Here is a 19,072-nt window from a genome sequence, read left to right as displayed (position 1 = left end):
CGCGACGCGCGCCGGGGCGAACGCGCCTCGCTGCTGCTCGCCGCCCGAGAGGCTGCGGACGGAGCGGTGCGCCGACGACGTCAGCCCGACCGCGTCCAGCAGCTCGTCCGCGCGGCGGCGGCGGGCGGACGAGCGCATCCGCGATCCGAGCCCAGCCAGCTCGACGTTCGCCCGCACCGACGCGTAGGGCAGCAGGTTGCGCTCGGGCCCCTGCATCAGCATCCCGAGCCCTGTGCTGCGGAGCGCGAGCAGCTGCCGTTCGTTCGCCCGCCCGACGTCCTCCCCGAGCACCTCGACCCGCCCCGCGCTCGGCCGCAGCAGGCCGGCGAGCAGCGCCATCAGCGTCGACTTGCCGGAGCCGGAGGGCCCGACGAGGGCGACGAGCTCCCCGTCCTCGACGTGGAGGTCCGCGCCGCGCAGCGCGACGACCTCGCTCTCGGCGGTGCGGTGGATGCAGACGGCCTGCCGCACGTCGACGAGCGCGCTCACTGCTCCGCCTCCCGCAGCCGCACGACCGACGCGCTCCGCACCAGCGCGGCGCCCGTGATCGCGACCGCGGCGATCAGCAGCAGGGCGACCCCGCCCGCGACCGCGAGCAGCAGGCCGACCGGCTGGTCGACGACGAACGCGGGGAACGGCGGCTGGTCCGCGTACGCCGGCACCGCGGGCAGCGCCAGCTGCACGCTGACGAGCGCGAGCACGAGGCCGGTCGCCGTCGCCGTGATCACGAGCGCCGCCTGCTCGACGAGCAGCGTGCCGAGCAGGCTGCGGCGGCGGATGCCGAGCGCCCGCATCGCGGACAGCTCGAAGACCCGTCGCCGCGCGAGCAGCACGAGACCGAGCACGACGGCGAAGACCGCGAGCAGCACGGCGGTCGCGCCGCTCGCGAGGATCAGCGCGGAGGCGAACGCCGGCCCCTCAGCGGCGAGCACCTGCGCCCGCTGGGCCGCCCGGTCGATCGAGAGCACCTGCACCCCGGCGGCCCGGAGGCGCTGCACGGTGTCGGAGGGCGCGTCCGGTCCGATCCACACCTGGTCGGGCTGGGAGAGCGCGGCACCGCCGGGGGACGCGGCGAGCAGCCAGTCACGGGCGACGACGACCCCGGCGTCGCCGACCCGGGGGAGCACCGACACCTGGCCGACGGGTCGCAGGGGCAGCGCGGCGCGGTCCGGCGTCAGCACGGTGAGTGAGGACGCGCCGCCGCGGATCGCCTGCGCGACGAGGCCCGGGACGACATCCGGAGCACCCGCGACGCCGCCGAAGCCCGGGGCGGTCGGGCTGGGTGAGCCGGACACGTTGACGGCGACGTCGAGCCCGCGGGAGGTCGTGTCCAGACGCTCGGCCGGGGTGACCTGCCCGGGCGGCAACGGGTTCAGCGGCGCCCACCGCACGGCCGTGATCGCGGGCCTGGCGGGCGCGGGTGCGCCGTCGGTCACGCCCTCGGCGCCGGTGACGGTGAAGCGCACGGTGAGCAGGCCGGCAGAGAGGCTCGAGCGTGTCACGTAGATCCGGCGCAGCGCGCAGCCGTCCGCGCAGGCCGGGACGGCCGCGGTGTAGCTGCGGGCCCCCGGCTGCAGCGTGCCGAGGGCCGCGGTGACGGACGTGCCGCGCGGGTCGACGAGGTCGGCCTGCAGGGTGAGCCCGTCGGGGACGGTGCGGCCCGTGACCGCCATGCGCAGCGCCGTGCCGGTGATGCGGGGCGCGGCCGGCGCGGGCGCGGCGAGCGGCCGCGTGAGCCGCGCGAGCGGGGCGGACCCGAAGTCGCTGCGCCAGTGGGCGACGGCGGCGAAGGGGCCGGGGTCGACGACGAGCATGACGGGGGAGGCGGTGGTCGACGCCCCGGTGCCGAACAGGTCGGAGGAGGTGGAGGCGTCGATCGGGACCTCCGCCACCGCGGTCGCCGACCGCCCGTCGGGGTCGACGGAGGCGATGCGCGCCGCCGTCCGCGGGTCGGGCTCGATGTGCAGCACGGTCGGGGCGCCGACGTCGGTGAGGGCGCGCTGGTCGCGGTTCTCCCCGGTGACGACGACGCTGCTGAGCGCGTAGACGGCGAGGGCGACCGCGACGGCCACGACGCCGAAGGTGCGGCGCCCCGCGGGCCGGCGCACCAGCTGGCGCAGGCCCACGAAGGCCGCGACCGCGCCGGTCGCGCGGGTCGGGCCGAACCCGAGGCGGGCGAGCAGCACGAGCAGCCGGCTCGCGACGAGCGCCCCTGCGACGAGCAGCAGCATCGGGGCGAGCAGCGCGATGCCGTTGGCGCTGCCGGCCGCGAGCGCGCCGGAGAGCCGCAGCTGCACGACGCCCGCGACGGCGAGCACCACGAGGACGATCTCGACGACGAGCCCGCGCCGCGACGGCGTCCGGCTGGTGCGCCGCCACTGCTCGAGCACCGGGCGGCGGAACACGCCGAGGCTCGCGGCTGCGGTCGCGAGCAGGCCGCCCGCGGCGGCGCCGATCGCGGCGAGCCACGACGTCCAGCCGACCCGCACGTCGACGTCCGCGCCGAGCACGCCGGGGACGAACGCGTGCTCCACGGCGGTGGCGATCAGCACGCCGAGGGGGACGGCGGCGGCGAGGAGCAGCGTCGGCTCGAGCAGCACCAGCAGCAGGGTGCGGCCGCCGGTCAGGCCGCGGACCTTGCCGAGCGCGACCTCCGCCCCGCGCGCTTCGGCGGCGCCGCCGATCAGGGTGTGCAGCAGGAACCAGCCGAGAGCCAGCAGCTCGGCGATCGTCACGACGATGGGGACGAGCACGAGCGTGCTGCTCGCGAGCCCGGCGGAGACCACCGAGTCGATCCCGGTCGAGACGGTCGGGGTGCCGGGCGCGGACCGCAGCGCGCGCACGGCGCCGCCGACCGAGCGCGAGAACGCGTCGATCGACTCGGCGTGCACGCGGCCCGTCTCGAGCGCGAGGTCCGCCGTGGCGGTGACCTGGTCGCCGGGCTGCGCCCGGAGCGCGCTGAAGTAGGAGCGCGGCGCCCACACCTGCAGCGCGACCGGGCCGCTCGCGTCGTCCCCGCCGAACCAGTACGGCGCGCTCGCGTCCGTCTTCCGCGCGATACCGACCACCTTCAGGTCGACGGTCGGGCCGCGGAGGCCGATCCCGGCGACGCCGATCGTGCTGCCGACCCGCAGGCGCTGCGCGCGGGCCGTCGCCTCGTCGATCACGACGCCGGTGCGCTCGGACTCGCGCAGGCAGCGCCCCGCGGTGATCGTGAGGGCGTCGCAGACGCCGGCCCGGTCGACCACCGAGACGTACGGGGCGCCGGCGGCCTGCGCGTCCGCCGCCCGCTGCACGACCGACAGCTCCAGCACCGGCCTCGGGTACGCGGCACGGGCCGGGCCGGAGAACGCGTCGCGCACCGCCGCCTCGAGCGCGGCAGTCGACGGCTCGCCGACCACCGTGGTGGAGGCCGTGATGCCGGTGCCGCGCTCGCCGACAGGCGCGCGCAGCAGCGCCGCCTGCAGCACCGCGTCGCGCGCCGAGGCGGCGTAGGAGGGCGCCGCGGCCGCCGCGGTCGTCGTGAACAGCGCGACGACGAGCAGCAGCGCCGACGTCCCGCGGCGCCACCACAGCCCCGCGAGCGCGAGCCTCAGCAGCCCCATCGACCGGCCCGGACGACGGCGCACGGGTCGAGCGGGCGCTCCCGCTCGACGTCGACGCGCACGCGTCGAGGATCGCACGGCTGCGGATCGGAGGCGCTCGCGGCGGCCGGCGTGCAGCGTGTCGCGGGTAGCGTCCGGCCCGTGACGGAGCGGTTCGAGTACGGGGACGGTCCGATGCGGTACGCGGTGCTGCATCCTGCGGAGGACGCGGTCGGCACCGTCGTGCTCATCCACGGCGGCTTCTGGCGGGGCGCGCCCGAGCTGTTCGACGGCCCGACCCCGCTCGCGGAGGCGCTCGTTGCGCGCGGCCGGCACGTGTGGCAGATCGAGTACCGGCAGCTGCCGAACGGCGGCGGCTACCCGCAGACCCTCGACGACGTCGCCGCGGCGATCGAGCTGCTCGGCGCCGTCGCGGCGGACCGCGGCCTCGACCTCGGCCCCGTCGTCACCGTGGGGCACAGCGCCGGCGGGCACCTCGCGGTCTGGGCGCTCTCCCGCCCGGACGCGGTGCTGCCGCTCGCGGGCGCGGTCAGCCTGGCGGGCGCGCTGAACCTGCGGCTCGGGGACGAGGAGGGGATCGGCTCCGGCGCCGTCACGGACTTCCTCGGCGGCACGGCAGCGCAGCATCCGGACCGCTACGCGGCGGCGGACCCGATCGCACGGATCGATCCGTCGCGGCCCGTGCGGATCGTGCACGGCGACCGCGACGACGTCGTGCCGATGAACCAGTCCGACACCTACGTCGCCGCGGCGCGCGAGGCCGGCCAGGACGCCGCCGTCGCGGTGGTCGAGGGCGACCACATGGTCGTCATCGATCCGGCGCACCCCGCCTTCGACGCCCTCACCGCGGCGCTCGAGCAGATCCGCGCCGCGGCCTGAGCCCCGCTGCCGCGTCAGCCGCCCGCGGGTGCGGAGGACGCGGGGTTCGACGCGGGATCGGACGCGGCGGGCGCGGGCGCCTGTGACGGCGAGGGCGCGGGTGCGGTGCTGGGCTGCGGCGCGGGCGCGACCGGGGCGGCACCGGCCGCGCCGGTCGTGCCCGCGCCCCCGGCCGGGGTCGCCGCCGACGAGCCCGGGCCGGAGGTCGACGTCGACGGCGCGGTCGAGACGTGCGCGGCCGCGAGGTACTGCGGGTCGGGCGCCGCCCACGAGGTCGCGCCGCCGTACTGCTGGTCGATCGCCTCCTGGATCGCCTTGTAGACGCAGTGCCGCTGCACGGAGCCGGAGGTGCCGCCGCCGGCCGCGCAGTAGCCCAGGTTCACCTTCCACAGCGACTGCAGGGTGCCGTTGTTGCCGACCCAGACGACGGTGGTCGCCTTCGACGAGGTGCCGTCGGCCCAGGTCTGCACCGCGCTGTTCGTGGTGCCGGTCTTCCCGAACTCGTAGACGCCGTCGGGGGTGTTGTCGCCCGACGCGGTGCCGTACTGGAACACGGTCTTCAGCGCGTACTCGGCGGCGTTCGCGACCGGCGCCGGGATCACGCGGTGGCAGCGGGCGGAGGGGACGGGCAGCGTGTGGCCGTCCGGCGCGACGATCGTGTCGATCGCGATCGGGGCGCAGTACACGCCGTGGTTCGCGACCGTGGCGTAGGCCCCTGCCATCGAGACCGGCGAGACGCCGTAGGTGCCGCCGATGACGAAGGGCAGGTACATCGCCGGCTTCATGTCACCGTCCGCGGGCACCACGCCCATCGAGAAGGCGATGTTCTGGATGTCGCAGAGGTCCAGCTGCTCCGCCATGGAGGCGAAGGCGCCGTTGATCGAGTAGGCCGTGGCGCGCAGCACGGAGGTGCGGCCGTCGTACGCCGTCGAGTCGTTGTGGAGGTGCCAGGGGTCGCCCTGGTAGGTGGCGCCGCAGGCGGTGAAGTGCGAGGCGGGGATGGTGCGGCCCGAGCCGTCGACCACGGCGTTCAGGCTGTGCCCGGTCTCCAGCCAGTCGAGCAGGGTGAAGAGCTTGTAGGTCGATCCGGGCTGGAAGCCGTTGCTGTCGCCGAGCGCGGCGTTCGCGTTGTAGTTCACGGCGGTGGAGGTGGCGCTGCCGGTCTCGCTGTAGTCCTTGTTCTCGACCATGTCGAGGATCCGGCCGGTGCCGACCTGCACGGACACCGCGGAGCCGCCGATCGAGAACGACGGCGACGACTTCGGGATGTACTTGTCCTCGGCGGCCTGCGCCGCCTGCTGCACCTTGAGGTTCAGCGTCGTGTCGATCTTCCAGCCGGCGGTCTCGAGCGAGTCGAGCCGCTCCTGGGGCGTCTTGCCGTACGCGGGGTCGCTGAGGATCGTGTTCACGACGTAGCGGCAGAAGAAGCCGGCCTCGCCGGTCGTGTCGCACCCCGAGGTCGAGGTCGTGATCTTCGGCTGCTCCTTCGTCGCCTTCGCGGCGGCGTACTGGGCGGCCGTGATCATGTGCTGCTGCGCCTCGACGCCGAGGATGTAGTCGCGGCGGGCGGTGTTCGCGGCGAGGTTGCCGGAGATGTCGAGGCGCAGGTTCTGCGGGTCGTTCACGATCGCGACGAGGCTCGCCGCCTGCGCGACCGTCAGCTTGTCGGCGTTCACGTCGTAGTAGCGGCGGGCGGCGGACTGGATGCCGTACACCTGGCCGCCGAAGCCCGCGATGTTCAGGTACGCGAGCAGGATCTGCTGCTTCGTGTACCGCTTCTCGACGGCGATCGCGTACCGCGCCTCCTGCAGCTTGCGGGCGAGCGACGTGTCGGTGCAGACCTTGTAGGCGGCGTCGACCTTCGCGGTGGTCGACAGGCTCTCCGCCTGCTGCACGCAGACGTTCTTCACGTACTGCTGCGTGATCGTCGACGCGCCCTGCAGGGGGTGCCCGAGCACGTCGCCGATCGCGGCGCGCACCATGCCGTACGGGTCGAGCGCGCCGTGCTGCCAGTAGCGGACGTCCTCGCCGGCGATCACCGCGTCCTCGACGGCGGGGGTGATCTGCGACCAGGGGATCACCTCGCGGTTCTGGGCGTAGAAGGCGCCGATCTGCACCTCCTTGCTGCCGTCCTTCGCGTAGATGCGCGTCTTCTGGTCGAGCGGCTTCACGGCGAGGTCGCCCGGCATGTCCCCGAAGGCCTTGACGCCGTTCGTGACCGCCTGGCCGCCGAGGGCGACGGCGGGCACGACGGAGACGGCGAGGATCATCCCCGCGACGACCGCGATGGCGAGGAGTCCGAGGAGCGCGGAGGCGCGCGAGGAGCGGCGTCGAGGGGCGACCTGCTGTGGCACGGGCGACAGCGTCCTCCCGGCCACCTCCCGGTTCCCGCTCGAGAAGCCTCCTGATGGCGCTTCCATAGGGCGCGCATGCCGTACTCGTCGGATCCCGCCTGGAACGGGGCCGCTGCGGCCCCGCGGAGGCGCCTCTGAGGCCCGGGTCGGCGGGCGGAGCGCCTAGCGGGGTCCGGACGCCTCGCCGGCCAGGTGGATCCGCACGCCCGGCAGCGCCCGGAACGGCTCGAGCTGCTCGTCGGTCGCTCCGGCGTCGGTGACGAGGTGCCAGGGCGGCTCGAGCCGCGCCCACCAGCCGGCGCCGTCGAGCCCGAGCTTGCTCGAGTCGACCAGCACGAAGCGGTCGGCCGCGGCGTGCAGCATCGCCCGCTTCAGCGACGCCTGCTGCTGGTCCTGCTCGAGCAGCCCGCGCCCGGCGACGAGGCTGTCGGCGCCGAGGAACACGGCGTCCGCGGTCGCGTCGGCGAGCGCCGCCTCCGCGAGCGGCCCGATGGTGGCGGAGCTGACGCGGCGCAGGCTTCCGCCGAGCAGCACGAGCTCCACCCGAGCGTCGTGCTCGAGCGCGCGCACCGCGGTCAGGCTGTTCGTCAGCACGGTCAGCTCGCCGGTGCCGGCCAGCTGCGCGGCGAGGGCGCCGACGGTCGTCCCGCCGTCGAGGATCACGCGCTGCCCGGGCCCGACGAACGACGCCGCCAGCCGCCCGATCGCCTGCTTCTGACCCGCCGCGATCGGGGTCCGCTCCGCGAGGCTCTTCTCGTGCGCGGGCGTGAGGTGCACGGCCCCGCCGTAGGTCCGCACGATCGGGTGCGAGCCGCTCAGCAGCGCGAGGTCGCGGCGCACCGTCGATGGCGACACGCGGAAGCGCAGCGCCAGCTCGTCCACCGACAGCGGGCTGCCGTGCAGCAGCGCGGCGATCGCGTCCCGGCGCGCGGCGCTGCTGATCGCGCCGTCCTCCGCGCTCATCCGGACCCGTCCGCGGCGGCCCGCGCGGCACCGGGGGCTGCGCAGTCCACGCAAGCGGTGCTCATACGGCGCAAGTATGGTGGCGGAGCCGACCCCGTCACGGAGAGGGTGGTGAGCGCAGCGATGACTCGCCTCTTCAACGATCCCGCGGACTTCACCGAGGAAGCGCTCGCGGGCTTCGTCCAGCTGCACGCTGATCTCGTGCAGGCCGTCCCCGGCGGGGTGGTCCGCGCGACCGAGACGCCGCCCGGCAAGGTCGCGGTGGTGATCGGCGGCGGCTCCGGCCACTACCCGGCGTTCTGCGGCGTCGTGGGCGACGGGTTCGCGGACGGCGCGGTCGTCGGCAACATCTTCACCTCGCCCGCGACGTCGGACGCGATCTCGGTCGCGAAGGCCGCGGACGGCGGCGGTGGAGTGCTGTTCAGCTTCGGCAACTACGCGGGCGACGTGATGAACTTCGGCCTCGCGCAGCAGCGCCTCCGCGCCGAGGGCATCGACACGCGCACCGTGCTCGTCACCGACGACATCGCGAGTGCGGGCCGGGACGAGGTGCACAAGCGCCGCGGCATCGCGGGCGACTTCGTCGTCTTCAAGATCGCGGGCGCCGCGGCCGAGGAGGGCTACGACCTCGACGGCGTCGAGCGGGTCGCGATCGCGGCGAACGACCGCACCCGCACCCTCGGCGTCGCGTTCGCCGGCTGCACGATCCCGGGTCAGGACGAGCCGCTGTTCCAGGTGCCGGCCGGCCGGATGGCGGTCGGGCTCGGCATCCACGGCGAGCCGGGCATCGCGGAGGAGCCGCAGCCGACCGCCGACGAGCTCGCCGAGCGCCTCGTCTCCGCGGTGCTCGCGGAGGCGCCGCAGGACGGCGGCCGGGTCGGCGTGATCCTGAACGGCCTCGGCACCACGAAGTACGAGGAGCTGTTCGTCGTGTGGCGCAGCGTCGCGCCGCGCCTCGCCGACGCGGGCTTCGAGGTCGTGGCCCCGGAGGTCGGCGAGCTCGTCACGAGCCTCGACATGGCCGGCTGCTCCCTGACCGTCGTGTTCCTCGACGAGGAGCTCGAGCGGCTCTGGACGGCCCCGGCGACGACGCCGGCCTTCCGGCGCGGCTCGACCGCGGCGTCCGGGTCCGCGCAGCGCCGCCGCCCCGAGGACGCCGCGAGCGCGGCCGACGACGACGGCGTGCCCGACGCGAGCGACGCGTCGAAGGCGGTCGCCGGCACGGTGACCCGCGCGCTCGGCGCGATCGCCGAGGCGATGCGGGAGCACGAGAGCGAGCTCGCCCGCCTCGACAGCGTCGCGGGCGACGGCGACCACGGGCGCGGCATGGTCCGCGGCTCGCACGCGGGCGTCGAGGCGGCCGAGGCCGCGCGCGACGCGGGCGCGGGCAGCGCGACGGTGCTGCGGCGTGCGGGCGACGCCTGGGGCGCATCCGCCGGCGGCACCTCCGGGGTCCTCTGGGGCGCGGCGCTCGCAGCGGCGGGCGACCGGCTCGGCGACGAGGCGGAGATCGGGTCGGCGGACGTCGTGGAGGCGGTCGCTGCGGGGATCGCGGCGGTGCGGGAGCTCGGCAAGGCGGAGCCCGGCGACAAGACGATGCTCGACGCGATGGTCCCGTTCGCCGACGCGCTGACGGCGGAGGCCGAGCAGAAGTCGCTGCCGGACGCCTGGTCGGCGGCGACCGACGCCGCCGAGCAGGCCGCGCAGGGCACGGCCGAGCTGTCGCCGCGCATCGGGCGGGCGCGCCCGCTCGCGCACAAGAGCGTCGGGACGCCGGACCCCGGCGCCGTCTCGTTCGGCCTCGCGATGCGCGCGGTCGGTCAGGTCATCAGTGGAGAGCACGAGGAGAGCGCATGAGCGAGCAGTTCCGCCTGGTCGTCGGGTCCGACGACGCAGGTCTGCAGTACAAGGACGCGTTGAAGGCCGACTTCGAGCAGGACGACCGGGTCGCCTCGGTGGTCGACGTGGGCGTGCACGCCGACGACGCCACCCCGTACCCGGACGTCGCCGTCCGCGCCGCGCGGATGATCGCCGCGGGCGAGGCGGACCGGGCGCTGCTCGTCTGCGGCACCGGGCTCGGCGTCGCGATCAGCGCGAACAAGGTCGAGGGCATCCGCGCCGTGACGGCGCACGACGGCTACTCCGTGGAGCGCTCCGTGCTCAGCAACAACGCGCAGGTGCTCTGCTTCGGGCAGCGCGTCGTCGGCCTCGAGGTCGCGCGGCGGCTCGCGCGCGAGTGGCTCGGCTACCGCTTCGACGAGTCCTCGGCCTCCGCCGACAAGGTCGCCCGGATCACGCACTACGAGCAGGAGGGCGCGGCCGTTGGCGCTCGCTGACGGCATGCCGGCCGAGCGGCCCGACGCGGAGCGCTGGCCGATCGCGGCCGCGATGCTGCCGTTCCTCGCCACGACGACCTCCGGCACCCCGGTGCAGGACGCGGGCGACGAGGTGTGGGACGCGGCGCTGGCCGAGGTCGCGGACGCCGGCTTCACCGAGGTCGACCTGACGGACTCGTGGGTGCGCCCCGGCGACCTATCGCCGCAGCGCCTCGAGGCGCTCGGCCGCGCGGTGAAGGGGGCCGGGCTGCACGCCGAGGCGATCTCCGCGATCCGACGCAGCGTGATCGACCCGGAGTCGGGCGACGAGAACCTCGCCTACAGCCACCGCACGATCGACGCGGCGGCCGCGCTCGGGGCCTCCATGGTCAGCGTCGGGCTGCACCGCCCGCTGCTGCCCGCGCAGCAGCAGGCGCTCTGGTTCTGGAGCGTCGACGGCCCGCACGACCGCGACGACGCCGACACGTGGCGGCTCGCGGTGACGCGGCTGCGCGAGCTGGGTGAGCACGCGAAGTCCGTCGGCGTCGGCCTGACCCTCGAGATGTACGAGGACACGCTGCTCGGCACCGCCGACTCCGCCGTGCGGCTCGTGCAGGACATCGGCGGGGGCGTCGGGCTGAACCCCGACCTCGGCAACATGTACCGCCTGCCGCGGGTCGTCGAGCCGTTCCTCGAGGCGCTCGCGAAGTGCCTGCCGTACACGAACTACTGGCACGTGAAGAACTACTACCGGCTGGAGGGCGTGGACTCGAGCTCGTTCCTGAGCGCCCCCGCGCCGATGGACTCCGGCTCGATGAACTACCGCCGCGCGGTGAAGATGGCGCTCGACGCCGGGTTCACGGGCGCGTTCTGCGTCGAGCACTACGGGGGCGACGGGCTGTCGGTGATGGCCCGGAACCGCGACTACATCCGCGGGCTGCTGCGCTTCGACACCAGCAGCCGCGCATCACGAGAGGTGCTCTGAATGACGGACTCGACGGACCGCAAGCCCAAGGTCGCCGTGCTGGGGCTCGGCGCGATGGGGCTGCCGATGGCGACCCGCCTCGCGACGGCGCTCGAGGTGTCGGCGTTCGACGTGATGCCCGAGCGGATCGCGCTCGCGGTCGAGGGCGGGGCGACCGCCGCGACGAGCGCCGCCGACGCCTGCCGCGGTGCGGACGCGGTCGTGATCGGCGTGCGCAACCAGGAGCAGTTCGACGCGAGCATGTTCAGCGAGGAGGGCGGCGCCACCACCCTCGCCCCGGGCTCGGTCGTCGTGCTCACCTCCACGGTCGGCACGGACGTCGTGATCGACGCGGCAGCGCGGCTCGAGGAGCGGGGCATCGGCCTCGTCGACGCCCCGGTCAGCGGCGGCGCGCTCCGTGCGGCCGTCGGCGACCTGCTGATCATGGTCGGCGCGCCCGACGACGTGCTCGAGCGCGCCCGGCCGGTGCTCGACCTGCTCGCCTCCACCGTCCACGTGGTCGGCCCGAACGCGGGCGACGGCCAGACGATGAAGACCGTGAACCAGCTGCTCTGCGGCATCCACACCGCCGCGGCGGCGGAGGCGCTCGCGCTCGCGGACTCGCTCGGCCTCGACCTCGACACGGTCATCCGGGTGCTCGGCACCGGGGCCGCCGCCTCCTTCATGCTCGCCGACCGCGGGCCGCGGATGATCCAGCAGCTGCGCGGCGAGCGGCCCGAGCTGCGCTCCCGGGTCGACGTGATCGGCAAGGACATGGGCATCGTGCACGCGCTCGTCCGCTCCGCGAAGGTCGCGGCCCCGGTCGCGGCGGCCGCGGAGCAGACGTACATGGCGCTCGAGGCGCGCGGGTTCGGGGCCGAGGACGACTCGATCGCCGCCCGAGCGACCGCGAAGGCGGAGTGACCCGGATGGCTGCGCGGGGCGAGCCGTGAGCACCGTCACGATCCTCGGCGCGGGCGCGATGGGGTCGGCGCTCGCGACGCCGCTCGTCGCCCGCGGGCACGCCGTGCGGCTCTGGGGCACCTGGCTCGACGACCACCTCCTCGACGCGGTCGAGGCCGGGCACCCGCACCCGCGCACCGGCGTGCGGGTGCCGGCCGGCGTCGAGCCGGTCCGCTCCGGCGACCTCGACCGCGCGCTCGACGGCGCGGACCTCGTCGTGCTGGCCACCTCCTCGGAGGGCGTGGAGGCCGTGATCACGCGGGCGGCGCCCGCGATTGCGCGCATCGGCGTCCTCGCCGTGACCAGCAAGGGCCTGCTGCCGGACGCCTCGGGCGACGTGCAGATCCTGCCGACCTTCATCCGCGGCCTGTTCGAGGCCGCCGGGCTCGAGGCCCCGGCGATCGTCGCGGTCGGCGGCCCCTGCAAGGCGAACGAGGTCGCGGCGGGCCGCCCGACGGCGACCGTGTACGGGTCGACGGACCTCGAGGTCGCCCGCCGGGTCGGCCGGCTGGCGCAGACGGACGCCTACCGGATCGAGCCGACCGCGGACGTGGTCGGGCTCGAGGTGTCGGCGCCGCTGAAGAACGTGTACGCGATCGCGCTCGGCTATGCCGACGGCCTCGCGGAGCGCACGGGCGAGCCGTGGCACGACCTGAAGGCGGCGGTGTTCGCGCAGGCGGTGCGGGAGATGGCGGCGATCGCGGAGGCGCTCGGCGGCTCGAGCGCCACCGTGTTCGGCCTCGCCGGCACCGGCGACCTCGAGGTCACCGGCCTCTCCGGCCGCAACCGCATCTACGGCGCCCGCATCGGCGCGGGGGAGACCCCGGCCGACGCGCTCACCGCGATGCGGGCCGCGGAGCAGACGGTCGAGGGCGCCGCGGCGATCGTCGGCGCGCGCTCCCTCGCCGGGCGCCTCTTCGACGACGCGGCGACGCGGCTGCCGCTGCTCCACGCGATCGACGCGGTGCTCGACGGCCACGCCGATCCGCTGCGGGCGCTCACCGAGGCGGCCCTCCCGGAGGCGATCCGGCCATGAGCCGCCCGTACGTGATCGGGATCGACTGCTCCACCACGGCGGTCAAGGCGATCGCGTTCGACGCGGACGGTGCCTCGCTCGCCGAGGGCCGGGCCCCGCTGACCCGCTCGTCCCCGCACCCGGGCTGGGGCGAGCAGTCGGCCTCGAGCTGGTGGGAGGCGACGGCCGCCGCGCTGAGGAGCCTGACCGAGCAGCTCGCGGAGGCGGGCGCGGGCGAGCCGCAGGGGCTCGCGATGACGCACCAGCGCGAGAGCTTCGTCTGCCTCGACGCCGATGGGGAGGAGACGGGGCCCGCGATCCTCTGGCTCGACACCCGCGCCGGCGACCAGATCGCGCGGTTCGGCACCCCCGAGATCCACGCGCTGTCGGGCAAGCCGCCGAGCACGACCCCGAGCCTGTACAAGCTGATCTGGCTGCGGGAGCACGAGCCGCAGCGCATCGCGGCGACCGCGATGGTCGCCGACACGCACGCGTACCTGGTGCACCGCCTCACCGGCCGCTGGGCCACCTCGACCGCGAGCGCGGACCCGATGTCGCTGCTCGACATGTCGACCTTCACCTGGTCGGACCGGCTGCTCGCGCTCGCCGGGCTCGACACGACGCAGGTGCCCGAGCTCGTCGAACCCGGCGCGGTCATCGCGACGGTGACGGAGGCGGCGGCCGCCGCGACCGGCCTGCCCACGGGGCTGCCCGTCGTCGCGGGCGCCGGCGACGGCCAGTGCGCGGGACTCGGCGCCGCCGCGGTCGAGCCGGACCACGTCTACCTCAGCCTCGGCACGTCGCTGACGATGGGCGTGCAGAGCGGGGAGTTCGGCACCTCGGACAGCTACCGCACCCTCGCCTCGCCGATCGCGGGGGCGTACACGCTCGAGGCGCTGATGTCGTCCGGGATGCTCTCGCTCGGGTGGCTGCGGGAGCGGGTCGCGGACCTCCCGGACTCCGCCGAGGGTGTGGCGGCGTTCACGGCGCTGGCGGAGACGTCGGAGCCGGGCTCGCGCGGCCTCCTGTTCCTGCCCTACCTGACCAGCGCCGAGACGCCGTACTGGGACGCCGACGCCCGGGCCGCGTTCGTCGGGCTGGGGGACCATCACGGCCTCGGCGACCTGGCGCACGCGGTGTTCGAGGGGCTCGCGCTCGAGACCCGGCTGCTGCTCGCCTCCATCGAGGAGGATCGCGGGACGAGCCTGACCCGGGTCACCGCGATGGGCGGCGGGTCCCGCTCGCCGATGATGCTGCGCGTCTTCGCGGACGTGCTCGACCGCGAGATCTCGGTCGCGGCCGAACCGGAGACCGCCGCGCTCGGCGCCGCGATGCTCGCCGCGTTCGGCGTCGCGCTCGACGGGCCGCGCAGCCTGCCCGAGGTCGCGGCGCGGATGAGCCGCACCGAGGAGACGGTGGCGCCGAGCGGGCCGACGCGGCAGCTGTACGGCGACCTCTTCGACGTCTACCGCACCGTCTACCCGAGCCTGAAGGCCGCGTTCGCCGGCCTGGCCCGCTTCCGCTGACCGGCAAGGAGCACCCCATGACGTTCCCGCACGACCGCACCGCGGTGGTCACCGGCGCGGGCTCGCCGCGCGGCATCGGGCGCGCGACCGCCCAGCGGCTGGCGGCCGACGGCTGGTCGGTCGCCGTCGTCGACCTCGACGGCGCCGCGGCGGAGACCGTGGCCGACGAGCTGCGGGCGGGCGCCGGCGTCGAGGCCATCGGGGTCGCCGCGGACGTCGCGGACCCGGGACAGGTCGACGCGGCGATGCGCGCGGTGGAGGCGGCGCTGCCGCCCGTCGTGGGCCTCGTGAACCTCGCGGGCATCGGCTCGCCGAAGCCGTTCCTCGAGGAGACGGTCGAGGGGTGGGACCGCGTGATGGCGGTGAACCTCCGCAGCGTCTTCGTAGTCGCGCAGCGGGTCGTGCCCGGAATGATCGAGCGCGGGCTCGGGCGGATCGTCAGCGCCTCCTCGATCTCCGCGCAGCGCGGCGGCGGCACCTACTCGAAGTCGGCCTACAGCGCCTCGAAGGCCGGGATCCTCGGGCTCACGCGGGCGCTGGCGCGGGAGGTCGGGGAGCACGGGATCACGGTGAACGCGATCGCGCCCGGACCGATCGACACGGACATCATGGGCGGCACGCTGACGCCCGAGCGGAAGGCGGCGCTCGCCGTCGGCACGCTCGTCGGCCGGGTCGGGACGCCGGAGGAGATCGCGGCGCTGATCGCCTTCCTCCTCGGCCCCGACGCCGGCTACATCACCGGCGCCACGGTCGACGTCAACGGCGGCCTGCAGATCTCGTGACCGACCCGGACGCCGCACCGCGGCGGGAGCTGGCGGACCTGCTCGACGCCCTGCCGCCCGAGCACCGGGTGCCCGACGCACGGGCGCGGATCCGGGCGGCGAACGTCGCCGCGGGAAGGCGCTTCGCGGTCCTCGATGACGACCCCACCGGGTCGCAGTCGGTGCACGACGTCGCGCTCGTGACGGTGCTGGAGCGGCCCGAGTACGCCGCCGCGCTCGCCGAGCCCGGCGCGGTCGCCTTCCTGCTCACGAACAGCCGGGGCCTGCTCGAGCCCGACGCCGCCGCGCTGAACGAGGCCGTGGCGGGCGACCTGTTCGCGCTCGAGGCCGAGTCCGGCGGCGAGATGGCCCTCGTGAGCCGCAGCGACTCCACCCTCCGTGGGCACGTCACCGCCGAGGTCGCGGCCCTCGACGGCGCGCGCCGCGCCGCGCACGGCCGCGGCTACGACGGCGTCCTGCTCGTCCCCGCGTTCTTCGAGGCCGGTCGGCTCACCGTCGACGATGTCCACTGGGTGATGGGTGCCGACGGTGCCGTGCCGGCGGGGGAGAGCGAGTTCGCCCGCGACGCCACCTTCGGCTACACCGCGCGCACCCTGCCCGGCTTCCTCGCGGAGCGCAGCGGGGGAGCGATCGACCCGGCGGACGTGGCGACGATCCCGCTCGCCGCGCTGCGCGAGGGCGGCCCGGACCGCGTCGCGGACATCCTTCATGGAGTCAGCGGCGGCCGGTTCGTCGTGGTGAACGCCGCCTCCTACGCCGATCTCGAGGTCGTCGTGCTCGGGCTGCAGCAGGCGGAGTCCGCGGGCAAGCGGTTCCTCCACCGCTGCGGCCCCTCCTTCGTCCGCGCGCTCGCGGGCATCGAGCCCGCGCTGCCGTTGACGCCCGACCGCATCCCGCTGAGCGGTGGGGGCGGAGCGCACGGCCTCGTCGTGGTCGGCTCGCACACCGCGGTCACGACGCGGCAGCTCGACGCCGCGCTCGCCCGCGGCGGCCTGGTGCACGTCGAAGTCGACGCGTCGGCGCTCGCGGCCGAGGCGACGGCGGACGCCGTGGTCGACGACGCCGCACGCCGCGTCCGGGAGGCGCTGGCGACGAGCGACGTCGTGGTCTCCACCTCCCGTGCGCTGGTGCGGGAGGCCGACGCGGCGGGCAGCCTCGGCGTCGCGCAACGGATCTCGCAGGGCCTCGTCCGGCTGACGGAGCAGGTGCGGGAGACGCGGCCGGCGTGGGTGATCGCGAAGGGCGGCATCACCTCGCACGACGTGATGGCGCGCGGCCGCGGCATCCGCCGGGGCCGGGTACTCGGGCAGGTGCTGCCCGGCGCGATCTCGGTGCTCCTCCCCGATGACGCACCGGCGGAGGTCGAGGGCACCCCCGTCGTGATCTTCCCCGGCAACGTCGGCGGCGACACCGCACTCGCCGACGCGATCGACCTGCTCCGTGCCGCCGCGGCACGGCGTGATGAGGCGACCGGCGGCTGACGCGGAGGGAGACCGGGATGCCGGGTCTACTCCTCCCGGAGGCGCTCGCGGATCTCCCGAGCGACGGTGCGGTCCGTCGTCACGGTCATGTGGCCCTTGTCCGGCAACGCCACGTACTCGGCGCCGTCGACGTGCTCGGTCGTCTCTGCGAAGAGCTCGGGGGAGTAGTAGCCGTCGTCCGAGCCGCCGATCAGCACCGTCGGGACGGAGAGCTGGTCGATGCGTGAGCGGAGGTCGAGCCGGTCCTCCGCCTCGATCTCCGCGATGAGGTCGTGGTCGTTCGCGCCGATGACGACGCGGCCGAGCAGGAAGCCGGCGGCGGTCAGCAGCCGGCGCTGGAGGGGACGGCGAGTGGTGTGGGCCAGCATGATCCCGGCGGCGCGACGCGGGGCGCCGGCGCGGAGGCTGCGGCCGACCTCGCGCTGGGCGGCGCGACCGCTGCCCCGCATCGCCACCGCGGCGGAGACGAGGAACAGGCGCTTCACGACCTCCGGGTGGTCGAGCGCGAGCTGGAGCGCGATGCTGCCGCCGGTCGACTCCCCGAGCACATCGACCGGCCCGTCGAAGCGCGACCGGATGGCGCGCGCGTGATCGGCGGCAAGGCTCGCCATCGTGGTCCCCGCGCCGAGCGCGGTTAGTCGGCCGACGATCCACACCTCGCGGTCCAGCCGGAGGGGGATCATCTCGACGCGCTGCACGAAGCGCTCCCAGCGAGTCCGGTTCGTCGAGTGCGGCCCGAGCCCCGGCACGTAGACCAGCGGCGCACTCCCGCGCCGGGGCCCGCGCGCCGCACGCCAAAGGAACACGTCCGCTGGTCGGAGCTGGTCCGGACCCGACCTCCAGATCCGCGGGGCCGAGGACCACTCTGAAGGACCGCTGGGATCCTGCTCGACGTCGATCGCCATGCGGTGATCATGCGTGGGGCCGCTGACCGCTGGCTACGACGGTGCTGTCCGGCCTCTACGAGCCGGCGACTCCGCGCCTCACCGAGCGGTCAATGCGTGAGCACGGTCGACGACACCCGACCGAGCGTCGACTCGCGAGGGATCACCCTGTAGGCGCTGAAGTGCCGGCGAGGCGGCTCGCCGCTGTTGGGGTTCCTGATCCGGTCGAGGAGGAGTCCTACCGCCGTCGAGGCGATCTCCTCGCGGCCGGCGTCCACCGTCGACAGGGTGGGGAGGGAGAACCGGGTCTCGTCGGTGTCGTCGAAGCCGATGATGGCGACGTCCTCGGGGATGCGAAGACCTGCGTGCTGCAGCACGCTCATCGCGCCCAGGGCGAGGCCGTCGCTGAAGGCGACGATACCGTCGAACGAGACGCCTCGTTCCAGCATGCGCTCGATGCTGGATGCGCCGTCGGCGCGATGCCAGCTCGTCGTCTCGCCGATGAGCTCCGGGTCGTGCGGCACGCCGGCGGCTTCGAGCGCGTCGAGATATCCGCGATAGCGCAGCCCGGAGGATCCGCCGACCTCTCCGCTGCGGGCGCCGAGGGCGACGATGCGACGCTTCCCGAGGGACAGGATGTGCTCCGTCGCGGCGCGGGACGCCTCGACGTTCTGCATCGTCACGTGGTCCACGGGCGCATTGAAGATCTGCTCGCCGAGGAGCACGGTGGGCGTCGTCGTGTCGATGAGGTGCGCGTCCTCCTCGCCGAGCGCGAAGGCGCTGAACAGGATCCCGTCCACCAGGCGCGCCCTGGGGCCGCGGAGCCCCTGCAGCTCGCGGTCGCGATCACGACCGACGGGCTCGATGAGCACGAAGACGTCGTCCAGGGCGGCGGCCGAGATGACCGAGTCCGCCAGCTCGGCGAAGTAGGCGTTCCGCAGGTCCGGGACGACGAGGGTGATCACGCCCGTCCGCCCCAGCCGCAGGCCGCGCGCAGCGAGATTCGGACGGTACCCGAGCGACTCGATGGCCTTCAGGACGCGCTCTCGAGTCGACGCGCTGACGAACGGGTAGTCGTTGACGACGTTGGAGACCGTTCTGGGCGACACCCCCGCGGCCTTCGCGACATCGTGCAGCGTTGCCGATGCGGGCACTCGAGTCCTCCCCTGGTCGGCACGATCCTAGGTGCGACGGGCAGCCGGGCCGTGGCACAGCCGTCGACGTCCCGTCCCACCACCCGCCTGCACGCACTCGGCCGCGGCTCGACTTGGGCGACCACGAATGCGATCTCGGGGACGACACGCTCAGGATCCCTTGACCGTGAGCGACCGCGCCGTCTAC

Annotated in this window: 14 protein-coding genes and 1 pseudogene; 9 read left to right on the top strand and 6 right to left on the bottom strand. The window is 75.0% G+C overall.

Annotation, left to right across the window (positions count from 1 at the left end; all coding sequences use genetic code 11):
• Positions 1-21: 21 nt before the first annotated feature.
• Positions 22-471: pseudogene (locus tag ACFSBI_RS16270) on the bottom strand (ATP-binding cassette domain-containing protein); the annotation flags it as partial.
• 14 nt (positions 472-485) lie between these two features.
• Entirely contained in the window at positions 486-3,605 is a 3,120-nt protein-coding gene (locus tag ACFSBI_RS02035; protein WP_377931517.1) for an FtsX-like permease family protein, read from the bottom strand.
• Between the two features lie 141 nt (positions 3,606-3,746).
• Here ACFSBI_RS02035 and ACFSBI_RS02030 point away from each other — a divergent pair, with 141 nt between their 5' ends.
• Positions 3,747-4,484, top strand: a complete 738-nt coding sequence (locus ACFSBI_RS02030) for an alpha/beta hydrolase family protein (protein WP_377931516.1) — start codon at positions 3,747-3,749, stop codon at positions 4,482-4,484.
• Between the two features lie 14 nt (positions 4,485-4,498).
• Here the strand turns inward: ACFSBI_RS02030 and ACFSBI_RS02025 are convergent, their stop codons facing one another.
• Together ACFSBI_RS02025 and ACFSBI_RS02020 are read right to left on the bottom strand one after the other, a co-directional pair.
• Positions 4,499-6,838, bottom strand: a complete 2,340-nt coding sequence (locus tag ACFSBI_RS02025; RefSeq protein ID WP_377931515.1) for a transglycosylase domain-containing protein — start codon at positions 6,836-6,838, stop codon at positions 4,499-4,501.
• A 162-nt stretch (positions 6,839-7,000) separates the two neighbouring features.
• Entirely contained in the window at positions 7,001-7,801 is an 801-nt protein-coding gene (locus ACFSBI_RS02020) for a DeoR/GlpR family DNA-binding transcription regulator (RefSeq protein ID WP_377931514.1), read from the bottom strand.
• Positions 7,802-7,912: 111 nt separating this feature from the next.
• Between ACFSBI_RS02020 and ACFSBI_RS02015 the strand changes: the two genes are divergently transcribed.
• The 8 genes from ACFSBI_RS02015 to ACFSBI_RS01980 are packed head-to-tail and all read left to right on the top strand — an operon-like array spanning position 7,913 to position 16,847.
• Positions 7,913-9,658 carry a dihydroxyacetone kinase family protein gene (locus ACFSBI_RS02015; RefSeq protein WP_377931513.1) on the top strand — a complete coding sequence of 582 codons (1,746 nt, stop codon included), beginning with the start codon at positions 7,913-7,915 and terminating at the stop codon, positions 9,656-9,658.
• The gene (locus ACFSBI_RS02010; protein ID WP_377931512.1) at positions 9,655-10,137 is read left to right on the top strand and encodes a ribose-5-phosphate isomerase; all 483 of its coding nucleotides are present in this window, start codon (positions 9,655-9,657) and stop codon (positions 10,135-10,137) included. The genes ACFSBI_RS02015 and ACFSBI_RS02010 overlap by 4 nt, the downstream gene beginning before the upstream one ends.
• Positions 10,138-10,141: 4 nt before the next feature.
• On the top strand, positions 10,142-11,101 hold the full coding sequence (locus tag ACFSBI_RS02005) for a sugar phosphate isomerase/epimerase family protein (protein WP_377931511.1): 960 nt from the start codon (positions 10,142-10,144) through the stop codon (positions 11,099-11,101).
• Positions 11,102-12,004 (top strand): NAD(P)-dependent oxidoreductase, encoded by a 903-nt coding sequence (locus ACFSBI_RS02000; RefSeq protein WP_377931510.1) that lies wholly within the window; start codon positions 11,102-11,104, stop codon positions 12,002-12,004.
• A 25-nt stretch (positions 12,005-12,029) separates the two neighbouring features.
• Positions 12,030-13,079, top strand: coding sequence for an NAD(P)H-dependent glycerol-3-phosphate dehydrogenase (locus ACFSBI_RS01995; RefSeq protein ID WP_377931509.1), 1,050 nt, complete (start codon positions 12,030-12,032; stop codon positions 13,077-13,079).
• Positions 13,076-14,584: a xylulokinase gene (locus tag ACFSBI_RS01990; RefSeq protein WP_377931508.1), complete on the top strand. Its 1,509-nt coding sequence runs from the start codon at positions 13,076-13,078 to the stop codon at positions 14,582-14,584. Before ACFSBI_RS01995 ends, ACFSBI_RS01990 begins: the two co-directional genes overlap by 4 nt.
• A gap of 17 nt (positions 14,585-14,601) precedes the next feature.
• Entirely contained in the window at positions 14,602-15,366 is a 765-nt protein-coding gene (locus ACFSBI_RS01985) for an SDR family NAD(P)-dependent oxidoreductase (protein ID WP_377931507.1), read from the top strand.
• Complete coding sequence (locus ACFSBI_RS01980) at positions 15,363-16,847, top strand: four-carbon acid sugar kinase family protein (RefSeq protein WP_377931506.1); 1,485 nt, start codon at positions 15,363-15,365, stop codon at positions 16,845-16,847. The genes ACFSBI_RS01985 and ACFSBI_RS01980 overlap by 4 nt, the downstream gene beginning before the upstream one ends.
• A 26-nt stretch (positions 16,848-16,873) precedes the next feature.
• On the opposite strand, the gene ACFSBI_RS01975 is transcribed toward ACFSBI_RS01980, so the two are convergent.
• Together ACFSBI_RS01975 and ACFSBI_RS01970 are read right to left on the bottom strand one after the other, a co-directional pair.
• Entirely contained in the window at positions 16,874-17,752 is an 879-nt protein-coding gene (locus ACFSBI_RS01975; protein WP_377931505.1) for an alpha/beta fold hydrolase, read from the bottom strand.
• An 89-nt stretch (positions 17,753-17,841) separates the two neighbouring features.
• Positions 17,842-18,885: a LacI family DNA-binding transcriptional regulator gene (locus ACFSBI_RS01970; protein ID WP_377931504.1), complete on the bottom strand. Its 1,044-nt coding sequence runs from the start codon at positions 18,883-18,885 to the stop codon at positions 17,842-17,844.
• Positions 18,886-19,072 lie beyond the last annotated feature (187 nt).

This window comes from Amnibacterium endophyticum (assembly GCF_042680685.1).
In the GTDB taxonomy this organism is placed as follows: Bacteria; Actinomycetota; Actinomycetes; order Actinomycetales; family Microbacteriaceae; genus Amnibacterium; species Amnibacterium endophyticum.
The sequence above is the reverse complement of the archived record's forward strand: the minus strand, read 5'-3'. Positions and strand labels throughout refer to the sequence as shown.

Bases quoted from the DNA above. Each gene is read 5' to 3' on its own strand.
- ACFSBI_RS02035 (WP_377931517.1), bottom strand. From the start codon at position 3,605: ATGGGGCTGCTGAGGCTCGCGCTCGCGGGGCTGTGGTGGCGCCGCGGG.
- ACFSBI_RS01975 (WP_377931505.1), bottom strand. From the start codon at position 17,752: ATGGCGATCGACGTCGAGCAGGATCCCAGCGGTCCTTCAGAGTGGTCC.
- ACFSBI_RS02005 (WP_377931511.1), top strand. From the start codon at position 10,142: ATGCCGGCCGAGCGGCCCGACGCGGAGCGCTGGCCGATCGCGGCCGCG.
- ACFSBI_RS01985 (WP_377931507.1), top strand. From the start codon at position 14,602: ATGACGTTCCCGCACGACCGCACCGCGGTGGTCACCGGCGCGGGCTCG.
- ACFSBI_RS02000 (WP_377931510.1), top strand. From the start codon at position 11,102: ATGACGGACTCGACGGACCGCAAGCCCAAGGTCGCCGTGCTGGGGCTC.
- ACFSBI_RS02010 (WP_377931512.1), top strand. From the start codon at position 9,655: ATGAGCGAGCAGTTCCGCCTGGTCGTCGGGTCCGACGACGCAGGTCTG.
- ACFSBI_RS01990 (WP_377931508.1), top strand. From the start codon at position 13,076: ATGAGCCGCCCGTACGTGATCGGGATCGACTGCTCCACCACGGCGGTC.
- ACFSBI_RS02020 (WP_377931514.1), bottom strand. From the start codon at position 7,801: ATGAGCGCGGAGGACGGCGCGATCAGCAGCGCCGCGCGCCGGGACGCG.